Source organism: Dyadobacter sp. BHUBP1 (assembly GCF_050587785.1).
Taxonomy (GTDB): Bacteria; Bacteroidota; Bacteroidia; order Cytophagales; family Spirosomataceae; genus Dyadobacter.
In genome coordinates this window covers 227158-247054 of sequence record NZ_JBOBIH010000005.1, presented here as the reverse complement: position 1 = coordinate 247054, position 19897 = coordinate 227158, and the positions used below count along the sequence as shown (strand labels likewise).

Annotated in this window: 22 protein-coding genes; 14 read left to right on the top strand and 8 right to left on the bottom strand. The window is 48.9% G+C overall.

Annotated elements, in window-relative coordinates:
* Positions 1-89: 89 nt before the first annotated feature.
* From ACQ4MZ_RS21080 to ACQ4MZ_RS21015, 14 genes are all read left to right on the top strand, one after another.
* Complete coding sequence (locus tag ACQ4MZ_RS21080) at positions 90-776, top strand: hypothetical protein (protein ID WP_430848178.1); 687 nt, start codon at positions 90-92, stop codon at positions 774-776.
* Between the two features lie 20 nt (positions 777-796).
* Positions 797-1810: a hypothetical protein gene (locus ACQ4MZ_RS21075; protein WP_430848176.1), complete on the top strand. Its 1014-nt coding sequence runs from the start codon at positions 797-799 to the stop codon at positions 1808-1810.
* Between the two features lie 51 nt (positions 1811-1861).
* Entirely contained in the window at positions 1862-2887 is a 1026-nt protein-coding gene (locus ACQ4MZ_RS21070) for a hypothetical protein (protein WP_430848174.1), read from the top strand.
* Between the two features lie 171 nt (positions 2888-3058).
* Positions 3059-3559 (top strand): hypothetical protein, encoded by a 501-nt coding sequence (locus tag ACQ4MZ_RS21065; RefSeq protein WP_430848172.1) that lies wholly within the window; start codon positions 3059-3061, stop codon positions 3557-3559.
* Positions 3541-4203, top strand: a complete 663-nt coding sequence (locus tag ACQ4MZ_RS21060) for a hypothetical protein (RefSeq protein ID WP_430848170.1) — start codon at positions 3541-3543, stop codon at positions 4201-4203. Before ACQ4MZ_RS21065 ends, ACQ4MZ_RS21060 begins: the two co-directional genes overlap by 19 nt.
* A gap of 39 nt (positions 4204-4242) precedes the next feature.
* Positions 4243-4515, top strand: coding sequence for a hypothetical protein (locus ACQ4MZ_RS21055; RefSeq protein ID WP_430848168.1), 273 nt, complete (start codon positions 4243-4245; stop codon positions 4513-4515).
* Positions 4512-4958 (top strand): type II toxin-antitoxin system VapC family toxin, encoded by a 447-nt coding sequence (locus tag ACQ4MZ_RS21050; RefSeq protein WP_430848166.1) that lies wholly within the window; start codon positions 4512-4514, stop codon positions 4956-4958. The genes ACQ4MZ_RS21055 and ACQ4MZ_RS21050 overlap by 4 nt, the downstream gene beginning before the upstream one ends.
* Entirely contained in the window at positions 4959-6440 is a 1482-nt protein-coding gene (locus ACQ4MZ_RS21045) for an HsdM family class I SAM-dependent methyltransferase (RefSeq protein ID WP_430848164.1), read from the top strand.
* A 4-nt stretch (positions 6441-6444) separates the two neighbouring features.
* Positions 6445-6891, top strand: coding sequence for a DinB family protein (locus ACQ4MZ_RS21040; RefSeq protein ID WP_430848162.1), 447 nt, complete (start codon positions 6445-6447; stop codon positions 6889-6891).
* Positions 6892-6980: 89 nt separating this feature from the next.
* Positions 6981-7568: a TetR/AcrR family transcriptional regulator gene (locus ACQ4MZ_RS21035; RefSeq protein WP_430848160.1), complete on the top strand. Its 588-nt coding sequence runs from the start codon at positions 6981-6983 to the stop codon at positions 7566-7568.
* 39 nt (positions 7569-7607) lie between these two features.
* On the top strand, positions 7608-7847 hold the full coding sequence (locus ACQ4MZ_RS21030) for a hypothetical protein (protein WP_430848158.1): 240 nt from the start codon (positions 7608-7610) through the stop codon (positions 7845-7847).
* 21 nt (positions 7848-7868) lie between these two features.
* Positions 7869-9128 (top strand): MFS transporter, encoded by a 1260-nt coding sequence (locus ACQ4MZ_RS21025; RefSeq protein WP_430848157.1) that lies wholly within the window; start codon positions 7869-7871, stop codon positions 9126-9128.
* Between the two features lie 312 nt (positions 9129-9440).
* Positions 9441-10205 carry a ParA family protein gene (locus ACQ4MZ_RS21020; protein ID WP_106598284.1) on the top strand — a complete coding sequence of 255 codons (765 nt, stop codon included), beginning with the start codon at positions 9441-9443 and terminating at the stop codon, positions 10203-10205.
* Positions 10206-10210: 5 nt separating this feature from the next.
* On the top strand, positions 10211-10522 hold the full coding sequence (locus tag ACQ4MZ_RS21015; protein ID WP_430848154.1) for a hypothetical protein: 312 nt from the start codon (positions 10211-10213) through the stop codon (positions 10520-10522).
* 41 nt (positions 10523-10563) lie between these two features.
* Here the strand turns inward: ACQ4MZ_RS21015 and ACQ4MZ_RS21010 are convergent, their stop codons facing one another.
* From ACQ4MZ_RS21010 to ACQ4MZ_RS20975, 8 genes are read right to left on the bottom strand one after another with little or no spacing between them, the layout of a single operon-like run.
* Positions 10564-12369 (bottom strand): M64 family metallopeptidase, encoded by a 1806-nt coding sequence (locus ACQ4MZ_RS21010; RefSeq protein ID WP_430848152.1) that lies wholly within the window; start codon positions 12367-12369, stop codon positions 10564-10566.
* A gap of 30 nt (positions 12370-12399) precedes the next feature.
* Positions 12400-14277, bottom strand: coding sequence for a M64 family metallopeptidase (locus ACQ4MZ_RS21005; RefSeq protein WP_430848150.1), 1878 nt, complete (start codon positions 14275-14277; stop codon positions 12400-12402).
* Positions 14278-14287: 10 nt separating this feature from the next.
* Complete coding sequence (locus ACQ4MZ_RS21000; RefSeq protein WP_430848148.1) at positions 14288-16099, bottom strand: M64 family metallopeptidase; 1812 nt, start codon at positions 16097-16099, stop codon at positions 14288-14290.
* A gap of 2 nt (positions 16100-16101) precedes the next feature.
* Entirely contained in the window at positions 16102-16596 is a 495-nt protein-coding gene (locus ACQ4MZ_RS20995; protein WP_430848147.1) for a hypothetical protein, read from the bottom strand.
* 54 nt (positions 16597-16650) lie between these two features.
* Positions 16651-18045, bottom strand: coding sequence for a pyridoxal phosphate-dependent decarboxylase family protein (locus tag ACQ4MZ_RS20990; RefSeq protein WP_430848145.1), 1395 nt, complete (start codon positions 18043-18045; stop codon positions 16651-16653).
* A gap of 3 nt (positions 18046-18048) precedes the next feature.
* Positions 18049-18411 carry a nuclear transport factor 2 family protein gene (locus ACQ4MZ_RS20985; protein WP_430848143.1) on the bottom strand — a complete coding sequence of 121 codons (363 nt, stop codon included), beginning with the start codon at positions 18409-18411 and terminating at the stop codon, positions 18049-18051.
* Between the two features lie 5 nt (positions 18412-18416).
* On the bottom strand, positions 18417-18887 hold the full coding sequence (locus ACQ4MZ_RS20980; protein ID WP_430848141.1) for a DUF1572 family protein: 471 nt from the start codon (positions 18885-18887) through the stop codon (positions 18417-18419).
* The gene (locus ACQ4MZ_RS20975; RefSeq protein ID WP_430848139.1) at positions 18880-19809 is read right to left on the bottom strand and encodes an EamA family transporter; all 930 of its coding nucleotides are present in this window, start codon (positions 19807-19809) and stop codon (positions 18880-18882) included. Before ACQ4MZ_RS20975 ends, ACQ4MZ_RS20980 begins: the two co-directional genes overlap by 8 nt.
* Positions 19810-19897: the final 88 nt, after the last annotated feature.

Genomic DNA, 19897 nt, shown 5'->3' with positions numbered 1-19897 from the left:
CCACTGGTAAATATCGCCCCCTATGAAATCCTGCGAATTTTAGTAATATTGATCCGACAAAAACAATGAACCTTAACGCTTTATCACTTATGGCAGACTCTGAACCGGGTATTGGTAAAAAGATACTCAGCTTTTTCATCAAGGACGCCGACGAAACCGCGTCAGGAACGCAAGTTCCCAGGCCAGCAGCGGCTCCCATCCCCGAATCTTCCAAGCCTGCGCCTGCAACGGTTACCAACGCGGCAGGAACCGGCCAGATTGACAAGAAGTTTACAGAGCATTTCGTCAATCTCCTCGAAAAAGCCAACCTGCCCGGCCCCGACTATTTCGAATACAAACAGGCGCTTCAAAGTATGGAAGGGCTCGGTCTGGGCGAAGAAAAGCAATTTCAGGCGGCCTGGGCAAGCTTCAAGGCCATGGGTGGCGCCAAGGATACGACTGTTCTCAAAACTTCTGCCGATCAATATCTCACCATCCTTGTCAAAGACCGCGAGTCGTTCCTGAAAGACGTCGAGAAGGCCATCAAGGAACGTGTGGGCGCATTGCAGGACGAGCAGCAGAAACTGGAACAAACGAATGCGGCTTATGCGCAACAAATCATTGATTTACAGAAGAAAATAGATGAAAATAAAAACCGTTTGGGCCAGATTTCGGGCGAAGTTGCGGAGCAGACGGCTAAAATCAATTCCAATAAGGACAGCTTCGAAGTCACTTATGTAAGTTTTGTAGACCAGATCCAGTCGGACCTGGTGAAAATCAACCAATATCTTCAATAAAACCTGACAACTAAATCACAATGGCAACACCAGATTTCACCCAGATCGGCGGCTCTCAGGAGGATCACTCCAAGAAGTCCTATTGGAGCCGACCGGAAGGTATTACTTCCCTCCTTTTCCTGGGAGGTGTAGGCGCCGTGGTACTCTATTTCTGGAACAAAATCGCGGCTTTCCTAATCGAAGTAACCCAAAACACCCTGTATCTCGGTTTCCTGATGGCCATTCTGGCGCTCGTGATCTTCCTGCTGACGAGCAAAGACGTGCGAACGGCCGCGTTCTTCCTGTTCAAATCGCTGATGCGGAGCATTACCGGTCTCATTATCAAGCTGGACCCGATTGCGATCATGAAGATTTACGTCGACGACCTGAAAGAAAAGCGCGAGAAGATGCAGGGGCAGATCAACACGCTGGCCGGCCAGTTGGTGAAGCTGAACAAGAATATCAATGAAAATAACGAGCGCATCAAACAGAAATTCGCCGAAGCCAACAAGGCGAGCACCATGCTAGACCGCCCGGGCATGAAGGAAACCGCCTCTCTCGCGACCATTGAAGGCGCCGGCTTACAGGAAATGAATGAGAAACTTCTTCCCTTGCAGCGAAACATGAAGACTGTGCTCGAATTTATGGAAAAGGTAAACAAGAGTGCAGATTACATTATTAAAGAGACGGAGATCAAAGTTAAACTCAAAGAGGCCGAGTATAGAATTGTAAAGGAAAGCTCCAATGCATTGCGTACAGCTATCAGCATTTTCAAGGGTAATCCTGATAAAAAGTTCTACTTCGATGAATCGATGGAATACATCCAAGACGATATGAGCCAGAAACTGGGTGAGATGAAACGTGCGATGGATTTGTCACTGGATTTTATCAATGGCGTGGATGTGCAGAATGGCTTGCTCTCGGACAAAGGCCAGGCCATGCTGGAAGCTTACAATTCGGGCCAGTTCAAGCTGATCCAGTTAGATTCGCCGGCACCTGCTACCCGCTCGATAGATACGCCGAAAGATTCGAGCTACAAAGGCTTACTGGATTGATAATTCTTCATTTATTCGCTTCATATTTCTCATTTTACACATCATAACTACATGAAAAGACTAACAGTTGCCGGCCGGTTGATCATCACCGCGCTCATTTTGGGGGCCATTTTCGTCGGGTATAAGTACCTGGGCGGGCAGAAAGCCCTGAACCAAATGGCAGAAGATCAGGCGCAAAGCCCTCAGACAGAAGCTACCACCGGCGAAGCCGAAAGCACTGCGTCGGATCCCGGCACTTCATCGAACAGCGAAGCCACCGCCTCGGGCGAGAGCACAACATTCACTTACACGCCCCCGGTGCCTGTAGACGGAAAACTCCGGGGCGTCGTCGAGCTTGGTGCGAGCGGCTTTAACTCATTTATCATTACGGTTGATAAGGAAAAACGCTGGAAACTCGAAAAATCGGAATTTGGTAACAGCCTCGTAACCGAGAATATGGCAACCGACGAGGATGTACGCATTGGCCTGAAAAAGTATATCGGAACCATGCTGGACTACGGAGTAGGCAGCAAAGACATTCATTTCGTGGTGAGTTCGGGTGCGGCGAAAGCGGAGGTAACTACCAAAATTACCCGGGTTTTGAAGTCGCTTGGCTACGTTGTAAACCAGGTTACTCCGGAACAGGAAGGTCAGCTGGCGCTCAAATCCGTGTTGCCCGCCGAATATGCAGACAAGGCATTTGTTGTGGATATTGGCTCGGGTAACACTAAGATTTCCTGGATCAGCGGTGGTAAAATCTCTGCATTGGAATCTTACGGAGCAAAATATTTCCAGGACGGAACCGACGACTCAAAAGTATACCAGGAAGTGAGCGCCAAAGCGAAACAAGTGCCTGCTAATCTGCGGAATACCTGTTTCATTATAGGCGGGGTTCCTTTCGAAATGGCCAAAGAAGTTCGTAAAGGCAAGGAACGCTACACTACATTGAGCGCTCCACTGGCTTACACCAAACTGACCAACGCCAAATCCAAAGCGGGAGTTAACATTTATAAAGCCGTAACCGACGCCACCGGCTGCCAGCAATTCGTTTTTGACTGGGATGCTAATTTTACGATCGGGTTTTTGCTGGGGTTGTGATCTGGGATAAATAGAAAGTTGTCAGTCTGAGCGGAGTCGAAGACAGTCCCTAGCGAGAGGTGCTTGCCAACTTCATCGCAATTGCTTCGACTCCGCTCAGCATGACATTACTCCTTCGCCGCTTTTCCCATTTCTCCTTCCTTCCTTTCCTCCATTCTCCCCTTTAATAAAATGACGCTGCAACAATTCTTCGCCTCTGTTTCATCCAATCCGTGGCCTGCGGTAGTTTACCTTTTGATATTGCCATTTACGGCCTGGGTAGTGGGAATGGCCGCGGACGGTAGCCGTGACGTTAAGTTTTGGAGCATCATTTATGCCATCCTGGTTTACGCGGTTTGCATTCCCGGTATTTTTGCGGTTACCCTCAACATTTACCTCTTCCTCTTCGAACGTCAGAGCATCTGGAATGCCAATATCGTTTTGCAGTATTTGCCCGTCATTTCAATGGCCATTACCCTGATGTTGATCAAAAGCAAGATCCCATTCTCCCTGATTCCCGGTTTTGGGAAAATTTCAGGATTTCTTACCTTAATCGCCGCGCTCATCGGCGTGATGTGGTTTTTCGACAGAATCCACTTAGTAGCATTCACTTACGTTCCATTTTCGGTCATTTTAATCGGTTTTGTACTCACTCTGCTAGCCATCAGGTTTGCATGGAGCAAATTGTTCTGAATAACGGCACGTATATTCAAATCTCCGTCAGCGACGAGCAGAAGTTTTTTGCCCGCGAATTGGTGAGCCATTCGATAACTCATCATCACATTTCGAACATTTGGGATAAAAGTAAAGACCGCCTCGCGCAGACGCGCATGATGCGCTTCACAGGAACGCTTGGGGAAGTCGTCTTCGCCGACTGCTATCACCTTCCCCGCCCTGCCCGCTCCTTCGGCGCCACCGACGGCCAGGACTGGGGCCAGGATTTTCTTATCCGCTCCGATACGGAAGATTTCGCCGTCGACATCAAATCCATGAAACGCCGCTCCGGCATTTTGGTCGGGGATTATGTTTTGAATATCCCTTCCTCTCAGCTTCACAAACCCGGTTCTAAAACTTCGCATTACTTCTGCATTTCCTTTCATCAATCCCGAACCGAAGGCACCATCGCATCATTGCTCGGGTTTATCGACAAGCAGTCGCTGGAAAATGGCGAGATTGGTACACTGTACTGCGCCGGTGCAAAGCGCCGCCGGGCCGATGGAAGCGCCTTCACGTTCAACGAACCGACGTACGAAGTGCTGTTTTCCGATATTGCTCCGCCAGTGGTAACTAATTCGCTCCGCAGGATAAACGGATTCCGAGTATGTCAATTGAAATAAATACTTTGGTGTATCATTTATCAATTACGCTCGTCAACTATGGAAGATCAAAATCAAAAAAACTCTCCGCAAGGCGCGGACAAAACAGACCATAATCAGAAACAGTATTTTGAACTCGAAGATGGTCCTGTCATGAAGTTTGAAGATTTCAAAGCGCCGTACCATCAAACTCCATTAACCGAGCTGACCGAACGAGAGGAATTCAGGCAGTCATTGCCCTTTCTTATGATCGGATGGGCCAGGGCTCCGATAAGCAATATGTCCGACGATGACCTTCGGCTGGTAAGGTACGCTGAGAAATATGGCCTATGAGGCTATTCCTTGACACCAACGGATTAATCGATCATGCGCTGGAAAGGAAGACCGGTCAACCACTCGAAGTCGCTTACATTCTATTCAAAGCAAGAAAAGATCAGATTCCTGTTTTCATTTCGCCCGGTTCATTGTATACTTTTGCATACATCATGAATAAAAACGGGATTAAAGGCACTGCATTACGTGCCCGGCTGGATGCTTACCTTTCCTTTCTGAACATTAGTGTTTCAGACAAAATGGTATTTGCCCAAGGCTTAACTGCCGGTTTCAGGGACATTGAGGATGCCTTCCAATATGCAAGCGCAACTGCAGAACAATGTGACTATCTGATCACAACCAACGTGTCAGATTTTGAACCTTTTGCCGAAAATCTCCGGGTACTGACACCCGCACAGTTCGTGACCCAAATGCTCCATAAGAAACGCGGCATCGACTTCTAAATGGCTTCACAAACACGCACGTACGGGCGCAAAAAATTGTTGGGCCAGGTTTACACGCCTCCTCATGTCGTTGATAAAATATTACGGCATTGCGATTTTTTTGAGAGCGATTTGGCTGGAAAACGCATGCTCGATCCGGCTTGCGGCGATGGACGTTTTCTCATCCCTATGGCGGAATTTATCATTCGCAACACTCCGGCCGACCAGATAGCAGGGAGACTTCAACAGCTGCACGGCTGGGACATCGACAAAAAAGCATTGCAGCAATGCCGTGAAAACCTGGATGCCCTCGTGGCGCCGCTGGGTTTGTCGGTCAACTGGAATTTGCGGAAATGCGATGCGTTGAAGCAATGGCGTTTGAGGGAAAAGTTTGATCTAATCGTGGGCAACCCACCTTATATCCGCATTCAGCATTTGCCTGAGGCTCAACGGAAGTATATTCAAAAGCATTATTCATTTTGCAGCACCGGATCGACCGACGCATTCATCGCCTTCTTTCAACTAGCGTCCAAGCTGCTGGCTGACAATGGTATATGCGCGATGATCACGCCCAATTCTTACCTGGTTTCAGAGTCCGGCGGACCGTTACGCAGGTATTTTCATAAGAAAAGGAACCTACGACACATTACCAACTACCGCACGATTCCGGTTTTTGGAGCGGCTTCCACCTACCCTGCTATTACAATTTTCGGAGGCGAACCTACCGACCACTTCCGGTTCGAGCATTGCGTAAACAATCGTTTTGAATATAAAGGTCGGGATATTCCTCATTCCGAATTACGGATAGATATTCCCTGGCAGCTTTCAGTCCAGGCACAAGCAGAACAGCAAGGGCAGCGACTGGGCGACATTTGTAAAATCTCGGTGGGACTTACAACGCTGGCTGATGGTTGCTATCTTTTCAATATCATCAGCGAAAAGAATGGTTTGGTTTATGCCAAAAACAAGAACGGTTTCTTCGCACACCTTGAAAAGGATTTGCTTAAACCGATCATCAAAGGCTCCAAACTAAAAGGTGCCGACGATGCAGTGACGGAGTATATTTTGTTTCCCTACCAAAAAGATGCGTCTGAAAAACAGCGCATTATCCCGGAGGAAACGCTTAAAACCGAATTCCCTCAAACATATTCCTACTTGCTTAAAGTAAAATCCGAACTGGATCGTCGTGATAATGGAAAGCCCAATGCAGTGGCATGGTACGCGTTCGGGCGGGCGCAGGGGCTGGATAATGCATTCGGCAAGAAGATCATTTTCTCGCCGATGAACCGCGAGCCGAATTTCATTTTGTATGAAAATCCGGATGTGACGGTTTATTCAGGCTATTTTATTAAGTATGATGGAGACTACCAAACCTTGCTGGAACAGCTTAATTCCCAGCGAATGGCCGATTTTGTCGCCATTGCAGGTCGGGATTTCCAAGGTGGGTACAAAGGCTATAACAAAAAGGTAATCGAAAATTTTATTATCACCAGTCACTCCTGAAACTATGGAAATAAATGCTGCTATCGACCGTTTAAATTGGCTCTGTGATCATATTCCGGCGCTTATCCAGGCCATTCCCGCCGCTGAATTTGAAAGCAAGCCTACGCCTGAGAAATGGAGCAAAAAGGAAATCCTGGGACATTTGATCGATAGCGCGGCCAACAACCATCAGCGATTTATCCGAATCCAGTCCGAAAACGAACCGGTAATCTTCTACAACCAAAACGACTGGGTTGGGTTTAGCAAGTACAATGAAATCGCTACGGAACAGCTGGTTGCGACCTGGAAGCAGTATAACCTGCATTTGGCTGCCATTGCCAAAGCTATCCCAACTCAAAACCTCTCCCGCAACGGCGTCGGACGAGATGGTCAAAAGCATACCCTCAAATGGTATTTTGACGATTACGTCGACCATATGGAGCATCACTTGCGTCAAATGGTAACTTATTAATCAATAAACTAGCTAAATATTCAACCTAAAAGATTTATAAATAAACGAACGTTCATTTATATTTGCACCATGAAAAATTAGTAAGACCATTGAGGATCAGGGACGCTAACAAGGAGGCATTAATCCGCGAGAAGGCTATCGAGCTGATTGTAAACCACGGTTTCGACGGATTGAGTATGCATAAACTGGCGAAGGCCGCCGGGGTATCGGTCGCCACGATTTACATTTATTTCAAGGACCGGGAGGATCTGATCCAGCAAGTTTACACCGATGAATCACGCAAAATGACGGAAGCGACACTGATAAACTTCGATCCGGATGCGCATTTTGACGAAGGTTTGAAACGGCAATGGATCAATCGTATGACCTATTGCCTCGAAAACCCGTACAGCATGACGTTTATGGAGCAGGTGAAGCATTCGCCGCTGGTAGAGCGCTCGACGGTGGATACGCGATTTTTGCAGGCGATGCAGCGATTTGTCCATAATGCGATCGACCGGAAGGAAATTATGCCATTGCCGGTAGAAATATACTGGTCGATAGCCTTTGCCCCGCTCTACCAGCTTGTCAAGTTTCATATCGCGGGCAAGAGTATGCCCGGCCGCCCTCCTTTTGTATTCGATGAAGAGAAAATCAACCTCACACTCGGACTGGTATTAAAAGCCTTAAAACCTTAACGAAAAGCTGAAACCGGTCCGCATCCTATTTTGTTTGCCATGAACGATCACAGTGTTACCGAAGCGTTTGTGCTGGTTTTTAAGACCAACATCAATAATCCAAGACAAGTCAAATCGATTGCCGGCACACTCGATAACTGCCCCGACATCCTGAAATGGAACGTTGATTTGGCTGATATCGACAAAGTGTTGCGCATTGAAGCCACACACGCGCAGTGTGAGCCCGTGATCGAGCTCGTCACCCGCGCAGGATATGCGTGCGAAGAATTAACAGACTAAAAATTTACAAAATCAAACTCTATGTCCGAAACCAAACCCACATTTACGGGCTATGAAAAGTTCATCATAGCCCTTTTAGCCACATTGCAGTTTACAGTTGTGCTCGATTTCATGGTATTATCGCCATTGGGTTACATCCTGCTCGACAAACTATCCATCACGACCAGCCAATTCGGGCTGGTCGTCTCCGCTTACGCATTCAGTGCGGGCGCTTCCGGCTTGCTTACCGCCGGTTTTGCCGACAAATTCGATCGTAAAAAACTGCTGCTCTTCTTTTACGTCGGCTTCCTGCTAGGAACATTCTTTTGTGGGATCGCCCCTACCTACCATTTATTGCTAGCAGCCCGTGTGTTCACGGGTATTTTCGGAGGGGTAATCGGCTCCATCAGCTTTGCCATTATCACCGATCTTTTCCCCATCAATGTACGTGGACGCGTAATGGGGTTTGTACAAATGGCTTTCGCAAGCAGCCAGGTTCTGGGTATCCCTATCGGGCTCTATCTGGCCAACCAGTTCAGCTGGCATGCGCCGTTCCTGATGATCGTGGGCCTGGGCCTGATCGTCGGCATATTGATCGTTACCCAAATGAAGCCGATCGACGCGCACTTGAAAAATCCTCCGAAGGGTAATGCCTTTCAGCACCTGGCCAAAACCCTCGCGCGGCCCGACTACCTCCAAGGCTTCGCGGCCACCGCGCTGCTTGCCACCGGTGGATTTATGCTCATGCCATTCGGTACCGCGTTCGGCGTGCACAACCTGGGCATCGCCGAAGGATCGCTGCCGACCTTATACATGGTGACCGGCATTTCGATGCTTGTGTTTAGTCCGATGATCGGGAAGCTGAGCGACAAAGCCGGGAAGTATAAAGTGTTCCTGATGGGCTCGACGGTCACCTGTATCATGACCCTCATTTATTGCAACCTCAGCGTGACCCCGCTTTGGATTATCATCGGTTTGAACGTCCTACTCTTCGTCGGAATTACCGGCCGGATGATCTCCGCGTCGGCGCTCATGACGGCAGTTCCCGACCCCCAGGACCGCGGTGCATATATGGGTATCAACTCGTCGATCCAGCAGATCGCCGGCGGGCTTGCTTCACTTCTTGCCGGGTTCATCGTGTCCGAAACGAGTACCGGTTTCATCGAAAACTACCCGCTACTGGGGGACGTGGTGGTGTTCGCGGTAATCGTGACGGCATTGCTTATGTACCGCATTCATAAATATGTGGCTGCGAAGTTGGCGGCGGTAGCGCCCTCGAATGCGCCTAATCCGGCGGTATAAAAGTTTTTGGTCAACTAATTTGTCACCCTGAGCGCAGTCCTAAGGGCGATGCGACAACGTTTTCGCATTTGCCCTTAGACTGCGCTCAGGGTGACAGCATTTTATAGCGTTCTTATTATCAAATCATTACAAAAAAATTATAAAAAAATTCTTTTAATACTTTTTATTCATTTAAAATGATTGATACATTTACCACGACAAAAACTTTTACGACTTTTTATTTATAAGGAATAGGGATAAAAATATTTTACGTTTATTTACGTATCGGACGTGAAATAAACTATTAACTTTTTATACTTATAATACTTTTAAATGAAAATCATCAGTATTGTCAACAACAAAGGTGGTGTGGGAAAGACTACATCTGCCCAGAGTATTGCTGCCGGTCTCAGCAAATTTGCCAATGCAAGAGTGCTGGTAATTGACCTGGATGCGCAAGCCAGTCTTACCAAAAGTTTCGGCATTCATCATGCCGGTCTTAAAAAAGACAGCGGCTCGTTCATCACCGGCGAATACGAATTTGATGAGATCGTCAAGCGAGTTGGAGACATTGATGTTTTGCCCGGATCAGCCGAGATGATCCACCGGGAGGACACGATCAAGTCGGCGCCGGTTTTTCCTTTCAATCTGAAAATTGCATTGGAAAAAGTGAAGGACCGTTACGACTTCGTGATCATCGACTGCCCTCCTGCCCTCTACGGAAATACGAGGTTGGCGTTGGTTTCATGCCACCAGTATTATGTACCGTTGCAGGCAGAGTTTTTGAGCTACGAGGGTTTGCGCAACTTCCTGGTGTACTCGGCGGAGATCAAGAAGATCAGCCCGAGCACCAATCTCGGCGGCGTATTCGCGACGCGCTATAACCCGAAAATCCGGAAGAAGATCAGCCACGAACTGATCATGGCTACGCGGGAGCAGCTGGGCGAAGTTTTCATGGAAGCGTACATCCGCGATAACATTGCATTGTCGGAAGCGCAGGCCAACGGAACGACGATCTTTGATTACGCACCCACCAGCAACGGAGCCGAAGACTATTATAAGTTAACCAAAGAAATACTGGAACGAATAAATAACTGACACGTATGGCAAAGGAAAGGAAGTTTGATTTTGCGCCACTACCGCTACCCGAAGTACAGGAAGAGCCCGCCGTAGCAATCACCCCGGCATCCACTGCCGAAGTCATTGACGGCGCCCCCACAAAGGTCACCTTCGATTGTGATTTCGTGCTGATGGAGAATATGAAGGATTACGGCTACTGGGAAGGTCTCACGCAGAAGGACATCATCATCGAATCCTTGAAGCTGTATTTTCAAGACAAAGAAATCCGTCCCCGCCCCGATAAGATACGCAACCGGACGAAAGTAGGCCGCAAGCCGAAATCGGCATTGGTATGAAGAAAAGTCTCCTTCTCAGGAGACTTTTTTGTTGCATTCCATTACTGCTTTACAATCTTCCCGCTCACTTGTCGCTTACCATTGGTAAACTTATAAATGTAAAGTCGCGAGGCACCTTCCAGCCGAATCTCCATTTTCTCTTTAAACAAACGGCTGGTCAATTTCCTGCCCGATTGATCGAATATTGTAAAAAGAGATTCCCCAGGCAGTATGGTCTCCACTACTACACGCTCTTTCGCCGGATTGGGTGAGACCTTGACCCATTGTTTCGGGTCGGCCGGCACAGACAGAATCGGGTCGACCTGAACCTCTGTATACGAAATTTTCGAGCACCCTTTATTGTCGGTGACTTTTACCTCGTACGTACCAGCACGATTCAGCGTCGCGTTTCGAAACGTGGCGTCCGGTGTATCGGCATGAAAGAGCATTGGCCCCGTCCATTCGTATTTCACTCCTCCGGCAGCATGAAGTTCAACTGTTGCTCCGACCGTGTAAGGACCGCCACTATTCGCCATCGCGTTGGGTAGCGGCTGCACCTTTACTGTTGTTTCCGCTCGCATGGTCGGACTTCCCGCAAACTCGCAAGACGCTGAATAAGTATTTGTCTGACCGGGAGCCACGGTTAGTGAATTCCCCGTCGCGCCATTCACCCAGCTTACCTTACCCCGACAGCCGTAGGCGGTTACTACAACGGTATCGCCGGCACAGGTTACTGCTTTCGATGCCGAGACTTTCAACACCGCCGGAAGAGACGACCGCAGCGACCAACTGATCGTTTTTGTCCTCAACTGACGAGCATCGTCTCTCCGACTCAGCCAGGTCGAATCAAAAACAGTGGCCGTAAGCGTCGACCAGTCCGTAACCTCGTCCGGCTTCAAAACCACGTGATCGGTATTGTCTGCAATCAACGCTCCGTTAAGCCGCCATTCGGTTTGGAGGCTGTTAGGCACCGGCCCGACCAGATCGAGTTTGAAAGTGACATCGGCATCGAGGTTTATCGCACTTGCATTGCCTGGCGTGAACCGGTCAATGGGATTTACCAGACCCAAAATTCGCTCGACGATGGCTTCTGTGCAGACGGCGCAAAATGGCTTATCGAGGTAGGCCATAGAGCATTCGCCGGACGTGGGTCGGCACCAATGCGAAGCTTCACCACTGCCATATTGATAAATGGAAATCGGGGGATAATTAAGCCAGTTGTGCCATTTAACTGGCCCCGGCATTTCCTGCGAAGTCATATTGGGTGCCTCCCTGCCAAAAACAGCATTGTTCCAACTTTCATCGGCCAGATTTGCAAAAGTATGCCCTACCTCATGCCTGCCGGTCTGATTGGGCATTCCGTGCAATGTAAATATCGCGGTACTTCCTCCGGACCCGCCGAGGTAGGGACTGTTTGCCAGCATTATCACCAGTTTCTGCTCGGGAAGATGGCTTTCTAGCAATGCATGATAGACATCCACATTTGTGATTGTCATCAGCCGCTGTACGTATGAGCCAAATGACACACCGAAAAAGGTATTTTTTGTTTCAACAGGCTGACCGGGATCTGTATCCACCGCAGTACCAGGGTTTGTGATCCCGCTTTCCAAGGACGGGGTTTCGATGGCAAAAAAGTTGAAATAGCCGCGATAACGGACAAACGGCTCACACTCGCGAAGAAAATCGGCAAACTTTCTAGCCTCCGCAGCAAATTCGGGGATTTCGTCTTTTGTGAATCCATCACCCAGGATGACTACATTAATTCGGTTATGCTGTGGTCCTGTTTTATAAAGTGTGTCAACCTGGTAATGCTGGGAAAAGGCGTAGACGGGGCATATCAGCCCAAGCACTAGAAATAATCTTTTCATAAAATGTATCCTATAGTGTGTTTTTAATAATCAATCGAAAGTATCAAGCCTGTACTGCACCGCCACTTTCCCTGAAACCTCCCTGCCTCCATTTGTAAACCGGTACAGATATACTCCTGCCGCCACATTCAGCTTAACATCCGTTTTCTTCTCGAAAGGTTTTGAGAAGATTTCCCGCCCCGCCTGATCGTATAATTTAATAGTCGATTTCCCACCGAATCTGGTTTCAACTGAAAGGAAATCCCTTGCAGGGTTCGGCGAAACCGTGACCGACATTTGCGGATCATTGGATGCGGCGAGCAGCGGATCGACCTTTACCTCGGCTTTAGCCGTGACCGAACATCCGCGCGCATTCAGGATATCTACCTGATAAATTCCAGAATTGGTTGTTTTTGCGTTTTGAATTGAAATGTCCGGCGTGTTTGCAAAAAAATTGCGAGGGCCGGTCCATTTGTAATCCTGCCCACCGGAAGCACTTAGCTGAATGGTTTGCCCCTCAAAATAAATTCCACCGCCCTTTACCGCTCCTTTTGGCAAAGACACCACTGTAACAGACGCCCGCGCTATTGTAACAGGTTTGCTCGGGATTTTACACTTAGCCTCGTAGGTGCCCGATGTCGATGGCCTTATGTATATCGTCTTAGTATTTTCGAACGTCGACCATTCCAAAGTACCGGGACAACCATAGGCTGTGAGGACTAATTCCTCGCCGGCACACAATGAGTCTGCGGAAGCCATAATATGGAAAACGGCAGGAACGGTAGACTTCAAATTCCATGCAACAGAATGCGTGCGCATAGCCTCAGCATTATCCCTGCGACTTATACCGACAGAATCAAAAACCGCAGCGGTCAATACGGACATGTCGGACACTTGCTTGCTTTCCAGACTAAGCTCATTCCCCGAGGCGGATAGCAGCCGACCATTTAACCGCCATTCGGTTCGCAATGTATTCGGAACAGGGTTTAAAAGACTTAGTTTAAAAATGTGATTTACATCCATATCGATTTTACCGGCCGTATCCGGCTCCATTTTTACAATCGGGTTGACGTGTCGTAAAAAACGCTCCACGATCTCTTCCTGGCAGACTGCGCATAGTTGTCTGTCGTGGAATTCCATCTGACACGTTCCGTTTGCCGGCTTATACCATAAGGCAGCTTCGCCATTTAAACCATGTGGGTAAATCGCTATAGGTGGCGTATTAAGCCAGCTTTTCCATCTGACCGTCACTTCATCGGAATTCGCTGTCATGTTTGCCGTTTCGCGTCCGACAACTCCTCCACCCCAATACTCGTCGCTGAGATGTCCAAGCGTATGCCCAATCTCATGCATCCCAATGGTATTGGCAGCTTCATGTAATGTAAAAACAGCTATAAGTCCTCCGGATCCTCCATAATACACTGTGTTGACCAGTACCACAACCACATCATATGCAGGAAGATGAGTAGCTAAAAGCTTGTAAAGAACGTCCTGCCTGGTTAATTGAACCGATCGGTGGATGAAAGAACCGAATGTCGCCCCGAAAAAAGTGTCTTTTGCTTCAACAGGCTGATCAGGATATGCATCTGGGGCGCTACCTGGGTTGGTGACACCGCTTTGACTGGAAGGTGTGCGGATGGCAAAGAAGTTGAAATAATCCCGATAGTGATTGTAGGGTTCAAATTTCAGAAAAAAATCAGTGAACTTTCGGGCTTCCTCCGCAAACTTCGGCATCTGTTCGCCGGTAAATCCGTCGCCAAGAATGACAACATTAATCCGGTTGTCGAGCGAGCCTGTCTTTTGAAGTGTATCGACTTGATAGCGTTGCCCAAATGCACCTATGAATCCGAATACCGCGAAAAATGTGAAAATTAGTGCCTTCATTTTATCCTGACCTGGTAGTGTTAAAACTCGACCTATTCGAGGCATCCATTATCCCTCACTGCACCGCCACTTTCCCTGAAACCTCCCTGCCTCCATTTGTAAACCGGTACAGATATACTCCTGCCGCCACATTCAGCTTAACATCCGTTTTCTTCTCGAAAGATTTTGAGAAGATTTCCCGCCCCGCCTGATCGTATAATTTAATAGCCGATTTCCCACCGAATCTGGTTTCAACTGAAAGGAAATCCCTTGCAGGGTTCGGCGAAACCGTGACGACTGCCTCGGGAATTGCCGGAATGGAAAGAATCGGATCGACCTTCACTTCGGTTTGAGCTGCTTTCGAACATCCGTTTACATCTGTAACCATCACTTCATAAATACCCGCATGATCCAGTATTGCATCGTGCAGAAAAACATGCGGCAGTGTAGACGCAAACGATCTTGGTCCGCTCCAGAGGTAACTAACGCCTCCGGTCGCTGTAAGCTCTATGGTAGCGCCCACCACATAGGGGCCGCCATTTGTCGCCGTCGCATTCGGCAGCGGCATTACGTGAATTGGCACTTCGACCGTCTGAGGGGGTGCTCCTTCTACCTTACAAAAAGCGGAATAGGTGGTCGTTTTTTCGGGCTTTACTTTTATGGATGCTCCTGTCATTCCACCTGCCCAGCTTAATGCGCCCCGGCAACCGTAGGCTGTGAGCGTAACTTCCTCACCAATGCAGATCGTATCCTTTGATGCAATTGCGCGGAACACATTCGGAGTATTGGATTGAAGCGTCCATTCTAATTTTCGCGTACGATCGGCCCTGGCGCCGTCATACCGGCTAATGGCTGTGGTGTCGAAAACCGAGGCTGCCAGAACGGCGCCGTCGGGCGCCTGCTCGGGTGTAAGCGTGAGCTGTGCGCCTGTTGTAGCGAGCAGTTCGCCATTCACAGTCCATCGTACTTGTAATGTATTGGGGCTCGGCGCCAGCAAGCCGACTTTAAAGGTTTGAGGGCTATTGACTGTCACTATACTCCCGGGCATGGGCTCCGCGTTTTCGACGGGGTTAACCTGTTTCAGCAAAGTCTCTACTGTCGCTTCCCTGCACACAGCGCAGAATTCCTGGTTTAAATACTCCATGAGGCAAGTTCCATTTGCAGGTTTGTGCCAAAGCGCCGCGTCGCCGATTTCGCCATGCTTGTAAATGCTTATCCCGGATTGATTCAGCCAGTTTTTCCATTTTACAAGTGCGGGGTTGCTTTCCTTCGTCATATTAGGAGCCTCCCATCCGTAACCCGGACCTGCCCAATATTCGTCGTTCAGATGCGAAAAAGTATGCCCGATTTCATGAACACCGATCGTATTCGCCTGCGTGTGAAGCGTATGCACAGATATACTCCCCCCCGATCCGCCATAAAATGATGTATTGACGAGCACTACCACCAAATCATACATCGGAAACTGGTTCGCAAGAAGCGCGTACAACACGTCATACTTCGAGATTGTCACCAGCCGGTGGATAGAACTACCGAAAGTCGAGCCAAAAAACGTGTTTTTTACACCAACCGGCTGGTCTTTATAAGCATCCGGAGCGGTGCCCGGGTTGGTTACACCACTTTCCAAGGATGGCGTACGAATGGCGAAAAAGTTGAAATAGTTGCGATAATGCAGGTAAGGATCGTAGCCCAGGAAGAAGTCTGCAAAGTTTTTGGCTTCGGTTGCGAATTTGGGAAGCTCTTGCTGCGTAAAACCGTCCCCAAGGATCACAACGTTGATCCGGTTATCCAACGGCCCGGTTTTGTAGAGCGTGTCTACCTGGTATACCTGACCGAAACTGGCGACGGCAATGCAAATAGCATATAATGTGGTAAAAATTCTTTTCATGGCTAATCGAAACTGAGCGTATAGATTTTCACAGACCCCTTTTCGGGTGTGACACTGAAAAGCTCCAAACGGTTGAGGCCGGAATGCAGCGGCATGCGGATCATGAGCGTACCTTCATTGGCCCGCATTTCTTCGCGTCGCATGTGACCCGACGGATCACTCACTTCCACCGATCTGTGCAGCGGATGCTCAAACACCATTTCCCGCTCCAATGCACTGGTAGAGTACCTGGGGATAGCCTTGATTTGAACCGGAAAATGGACGGAATATGCAAGGTTTTTCATGCGCCCGTTGGCCACACTGGCGCTCGCGAGTTCAACGTGCTCATTCCCTCCGGGCTTGCCGGAAATACGAAAATTCAGAAATAAAAGATGGTCGGGCGACCGGTTATCGTAATTAGGGAGGTCCCTCACTGCCAGCACAGATCGCCCCGACTTGCAACCGAACATCAGCAAGCCTACGAGCGCAACGGCGGCCATGGAGAATAAACGTAGCATGTGCAATTGGAATAAAGCTGTACGAGAATCAATGTACAGCTTTATCAACGAATTTCACAGCATCCGCATTACTTCTTCCATCTCACGAATGGCTATCAAAATGTCTTCTTTCTCCGTTCGGTAATTCACAAACGCAGCTCGTATTGCCGGTTCGCCCGATAACAAAGTCGGTGTCATGAAAACTTTTCCGCGGCGGTTCAATCTGTCCAGGAAAACAGCCATCCTTTCGCAGCCGGATTTCAAGCGAAAACAAACCACATTCAACAGGACAGGCGCCAATAATTCAAAATATTCGCTGGATTGAATGTAAGCGCCAAACTCCTGTGCGCGGTCAATACTGTTCTGCACAATCCATGCAAAACCATCTCGGCCATAAGCGGTGAGGCTGAACCACGCCGGCAGGGCGCGGAACCGCCGCGAATTCTCGGGCAAAAAGTTGAGGTAAGAGAAGTTCTCCGACGGATCGCCCAGATACGGGGCATTCGAGTTCTGAAAAGTACTCACTTGCAGGCGGCTATGTTCTTTTCTCACCAGTGAAACGGCGCTGTCGTAAGGTACATTCATCCATTTATGGCAGTCGATGGTAATGCTGTCGGCTTGTTCCCATCCCGCCAATAAATGCCGCTGCGACGGTAGGCAAGCGGCAAACCCTCCGAATGCGGCGTCAATATGCAGCCAGAAAGGATACTTTTGTTTCAGTGCTACAATGGCCTTAATGTCATCAAAATCCACGGTATTAACAGTTCCCGCGCTGCAATTGACGACAATAGGCCGATGCTGATGCTTAATGAGCTTTTGCTCGAAATCCGCCAGATCCATCGCCTCACGGCCTTCCAACACCTGAATGCGCACCACATTGTTACTTCCAATCCCCAGCATGCCCACCGATTTGATCACCGAAGAATGCGGTGTAGCCGCCATTACCACGAGATCACCGGATACGCCCTCGCGCGAAACATCCCGCCCCGACCGCTCACCGCCCCATTGCCTGGCCACCGCCAGGCCCGTGAAATTGGACATGGTAGCGCCGGTCACAAAACCACCGTCGAAATCCTCCGGCAAATGCAACAGCTGGCATAGGAGCCTGATAGTGTCTCTTTCAAGAATCGCCGAAACGTCTCCCGCACCCTGCGTACCTTGGGTATTTTGGTCATAAATAGCTGTAAGCCAGTCACCCGCAACAGCTGCAGGTGTTGCACCGCCCGTTACAAATCCCCAGTATCGTGGCCCCGGGCTGGCTACCATCAGTTTTTCGTAGTGTTTTCTAAAAACTTCCAGGCTGCCCGCAGTGCCAATGCCTGCATTTGAAAGGCGGGTAGGAATTACCGTCTGGTCGGCTATGTAGGTGGGTTTTTCGGCGATATTTTCCAGAAAATCCAGGCTGGTACTTGTAACCTGATCTAGTATCGGTTTCAGGTTATTCAATTCATTTTCAAATAATTCAAACATAAACTATCCATGATAATGCGCCTTCACCAAACTGATTTTACCGGACTCATCCAGTTCCATCATTTCGGCGGCCATCCTGTTGCTGACGCTTTTGTAATATAAAATCACTGAATCCGCGCCCGTAAGTACCTTACGGAGTTCAAAATACAGGTCGGTATAAATGCCCAGGGCTTTCCCGAAGTACTTTTCCAGCTCATCCTTCCTGGTAATCACTCCCTGTTCATTCATTCCCAACTTGATAATATAGGGCGAATAAAACCGGATGTCATTGGAATAGAGCTCCATAATCGCGGTAAGGTCATGGCGGTTCCAGGCATCAATCCATTCCGCTGCAAAGGATTGAGCTATTTGTTCTGTCAAATGCATATGGTTTATTGCTGTGCCGCCTGTACTTGCGTAATCCAGCGACGGTGGTAGTTAATATGTCCTAAATGCCAGGAAAGGTGCGCGAGCAAATGCGTAAGAATGAGGCCTACCGACTGTTCCGAAAAGAGATTCACCACGTCATGAGGATATTCCTCTTCCATCATTTGCTCGTCCAGCATACCCAGCGTACCGACGACGATCTCATGAAGCTGGTCGAGCTCCGCGAGCATTTCCTTTTGGGCAAATGTCTTTTGATTGAATTCGGCGTCGCGATCGCGCACGTATGCATACCCACCCAGCGTAAGACCCACGTAGGTGCGCAAGTTCCCGATCAGGTGCTGGCAGAGGTTCCCACCCGGATTGATGGTCCCAGGCAGCTTCACCCACAATGCGGCTTCCGAAGGGTACTGTTCAATTTCTTTCCGAAGCTTTTTCAGATCACGGCTGAATAAGGTGATGAATATGTCGCTATTCATGACTGTTTATCAAGGTTAAAGTACTTTTCCGTTTTTGAAGTTGATAGCCCCTGTTGACCAGAAAAACCCCGCTCAACGTGACAGTAAATGCCAGGGCAGTAAGCCAGGTAATCTTCTCATCCAGTATTAAAAAGCCTAACACCAAAGCAACCAGCGGATTAATGTACGCATAAATCGACACCAATCCTGCGGGCAACCTGGACATGGCAAACAGATACGAAGCGTAAGCGAGAATGGAGCCGAAGAAAATCAGGTATAGCAATGCCATGACGGATTGCGGCTGCATCTCGGGCAGACTGGTCCAGTCGTCGTTGAGCGCACTCAGCGTCAGTAACCCAACGCCGCCAACCATCATCTGGATCGCAGCATTGAAAAATGAATCCGTTTTAGCCGGAAAACTTTTGGTATACAACCCTCCCAAACACCACGATACGCACGACGCCAGCGTGACGCATATCCCCAGGAACGAGCTCCGGTTGGCAAGGTATTCGAGGTTATCCCTGAAAACCAGCATCACGCCTGTCAGGCCCAGCATCATACCCGCTGCTACATGGGCATTGATGCGCTCGTCTCTTCGTGCCAGCATATTGATTAAGATCGTAAAAATCGGAACCGTCGCATAAAGTAGCGCCGCCAAACCGCTGGGAATAAACTGTACGCACCAGCCCACCAGCCCGGTACCGAAAGTGAGCATACACAAGCCCGGAACGAGCTGTAAGCGGATATCAACCCAGGCCCAGGGGAACGACCTCCTCCTCAGCACCAGAAATCCCAACAGCAACGCACCTGCCACCAAGTTCCTGAAACCCATAAAGAAAAGGGCAGGAAACCCCGCCACGCCGATACGCGCGGCCAAGTACGTGGTACCCCAAAAGAAACACACCAGTACTAATGCGAAATATGCTGTCAGATTACTTTTCATAGCCGTTTTACATTGAACGCCACAAAATTCCCGCTCTGAAATTTAAGAAAACAGATTCACTTTTGTTATTTTGAAGCATAACAGAACA

What these genes read in the sequence shown, in the direction of transcription:
- ACQ4MZ_RS21080 (WP_430848178.1), top strand. Translation starts at nt 90, where the DNA reads ATGGCAGACTCTGAACCGGGTATTGGTAAAAAGATACTCAGCTTTTTC.
- ACQ4MZ_RS21030 (WP_430848158.1), top strand. Translation starts at nt 7,608, where the DNA reads ATGAACGATCACAGTGTTACCGAAGCGTTTGTGCTGGTTTTTAAGACC.
- ACQ4MZ_RS21065 (WP_430848172.1), top strand. Translation starts at nt 3,059, where the DNA reads ATGACGCTGCAACAATTCTTCGCCTCTGTTTCATCCAATCCGTGGCCT.
- ACQ4MZ_RS21000 (WP_430848148.1), bottom strand. Translation starts at nt 16,099, where the DNA reads ATGAAAAGAATTTTTACCACATTATATGCTATTTGCATTGCCGTCGCC.
- ACQ4MZ_RS20985 (WP_430848143.1), bottom strand. Translation starts at nt 18,411, where the DNA reads ATGCATTTGACAGAACAAATAGCTCAATCCTTTGCAGCGGAATGGATT.
- ACQ4MZ_RS20995 (WP_430848147.1), bottom strand. Translation starts at nt 16,596, where the DNA reads ATGCTACGTTTATTCTCCATGGCCGCCGTTGCGCTCGTAGGCTTGCTG.
- ACQ4MZ_RS21060 (WP_430848170.1), top strand. Translation starts at nt 3,541, where the DNA reads ATGGAGCAAATTGTTCTGAATAACGGCACGTATATTCAAATCTCCGTC.
- ACQ4MZ_RS21015 (WP_430848154.1), top strand. Translation starts at nt 10,211, where the DNA reads ATGGCAAAGGAAAGGAAGTTTGATTTTGCGCCACTACCGCTACCCGAA.
- ACQ4MZ_RS20980 (WP_430848141.1), bottom strand. Translation starts at nt 18,887, where the DNA reads ATGAATAGCGACATATTCATCACCTTATTCAGCCGTGATCTGAAAAAG.
- ACQ4MZ_RS21025 (WP_430848157.1), top strand. Translation starts at nt 7,869, where the DNA reads ATGTCCGAAACCAAACCCACATTTACGGGCTATGAAAAGTTCATCATA.
- ACQ4MZ_RS21005 (WP_430848150.1), bottom strand. Translation starts at nt 14,277, where the DNA reads ATGCCTCGAATAGGTCGAGTTTTAACACTACCAGGTCAGGATAAAATG.
- ACQ4MZ_RS20975 (WP_430848139.1), bottom strand. Translation starts at nt 19,809, where the DNA reads ATGAAAAGTAATCTGACAGCATATTTCGCATTAGTACTGGTGTGTTTC.
- ACQ4MZ_RS21055 (WP_430848168.1), top strand. Translation starts at nt 4,243, where the DNA reads ATGGAAGATCAAAATCAAAAAAACTCTCCGCAAGGCGCGGACAAAACA.
- ACQ4MZ_RS21045 (WP_430848164.1), top strand. Translation starts at nt 4,959, where the DNA reads ATGGCTTCACAAACACGCACGTACGGGCGCAAAAAATTGTTGGGCCAG.
- ACQ4MZ_RS21010 (WP_430848152.1), bottom strand. Translation starts at nt 12,369, where the DNA reads ATGAAAAGATTATTTCTAGTGCTTGGGCTGATATGCCCCGTCTACGCC.
- ACQ4MZ_RS21075 (WP_430848176.1), top strand. Translation starts at nt 797, where the DNA reads ATGGCAACACCAGATTTCACCCAGATCGGCGGCTCTCAGGAGGATCAC.
- ACQ4MZ_RS21070 (WP_430848174.1), top strand. Translation starts at nt 1,862, where the DNA reads ATGAAAAGACTAACAGTTGCCGGCCGGTTGATCATCACCGCGCTCATT.
- ACQ4MZ_RS21040 (WP_430848162.1), top strand. Translation starts at nt 6,445, where the DNA reads ATGGAAATAAATGCTGCTATCGACCGTTTAAATTGGCTCTGTGATCAT.
- ACQ4MZ_RS21020 (WP_106598284.1), top strand. Translation starts at nt 9,441, where the DNA reads ATGAAAATCATCAGTATTGTCAACAACAAAGGTGGTGTGGGAAAGACT.
- ACQ4MZ_RS21050 (WP_430848166.1), top strand. Translation starts at nt 4,512, where the DNA reads ATGAGGCTATTCCTTGACACCAACGGATTAATCGATCATGCGCTGGAA.
- ACQ4MZ_RS20990 (WP_430848145.1), bottom strand. Translation starts at nt 18,045, where the DNA reads ATGTTTGAATTATTTGAAAATGAATTGAATAACCTGAAACCGATACTA.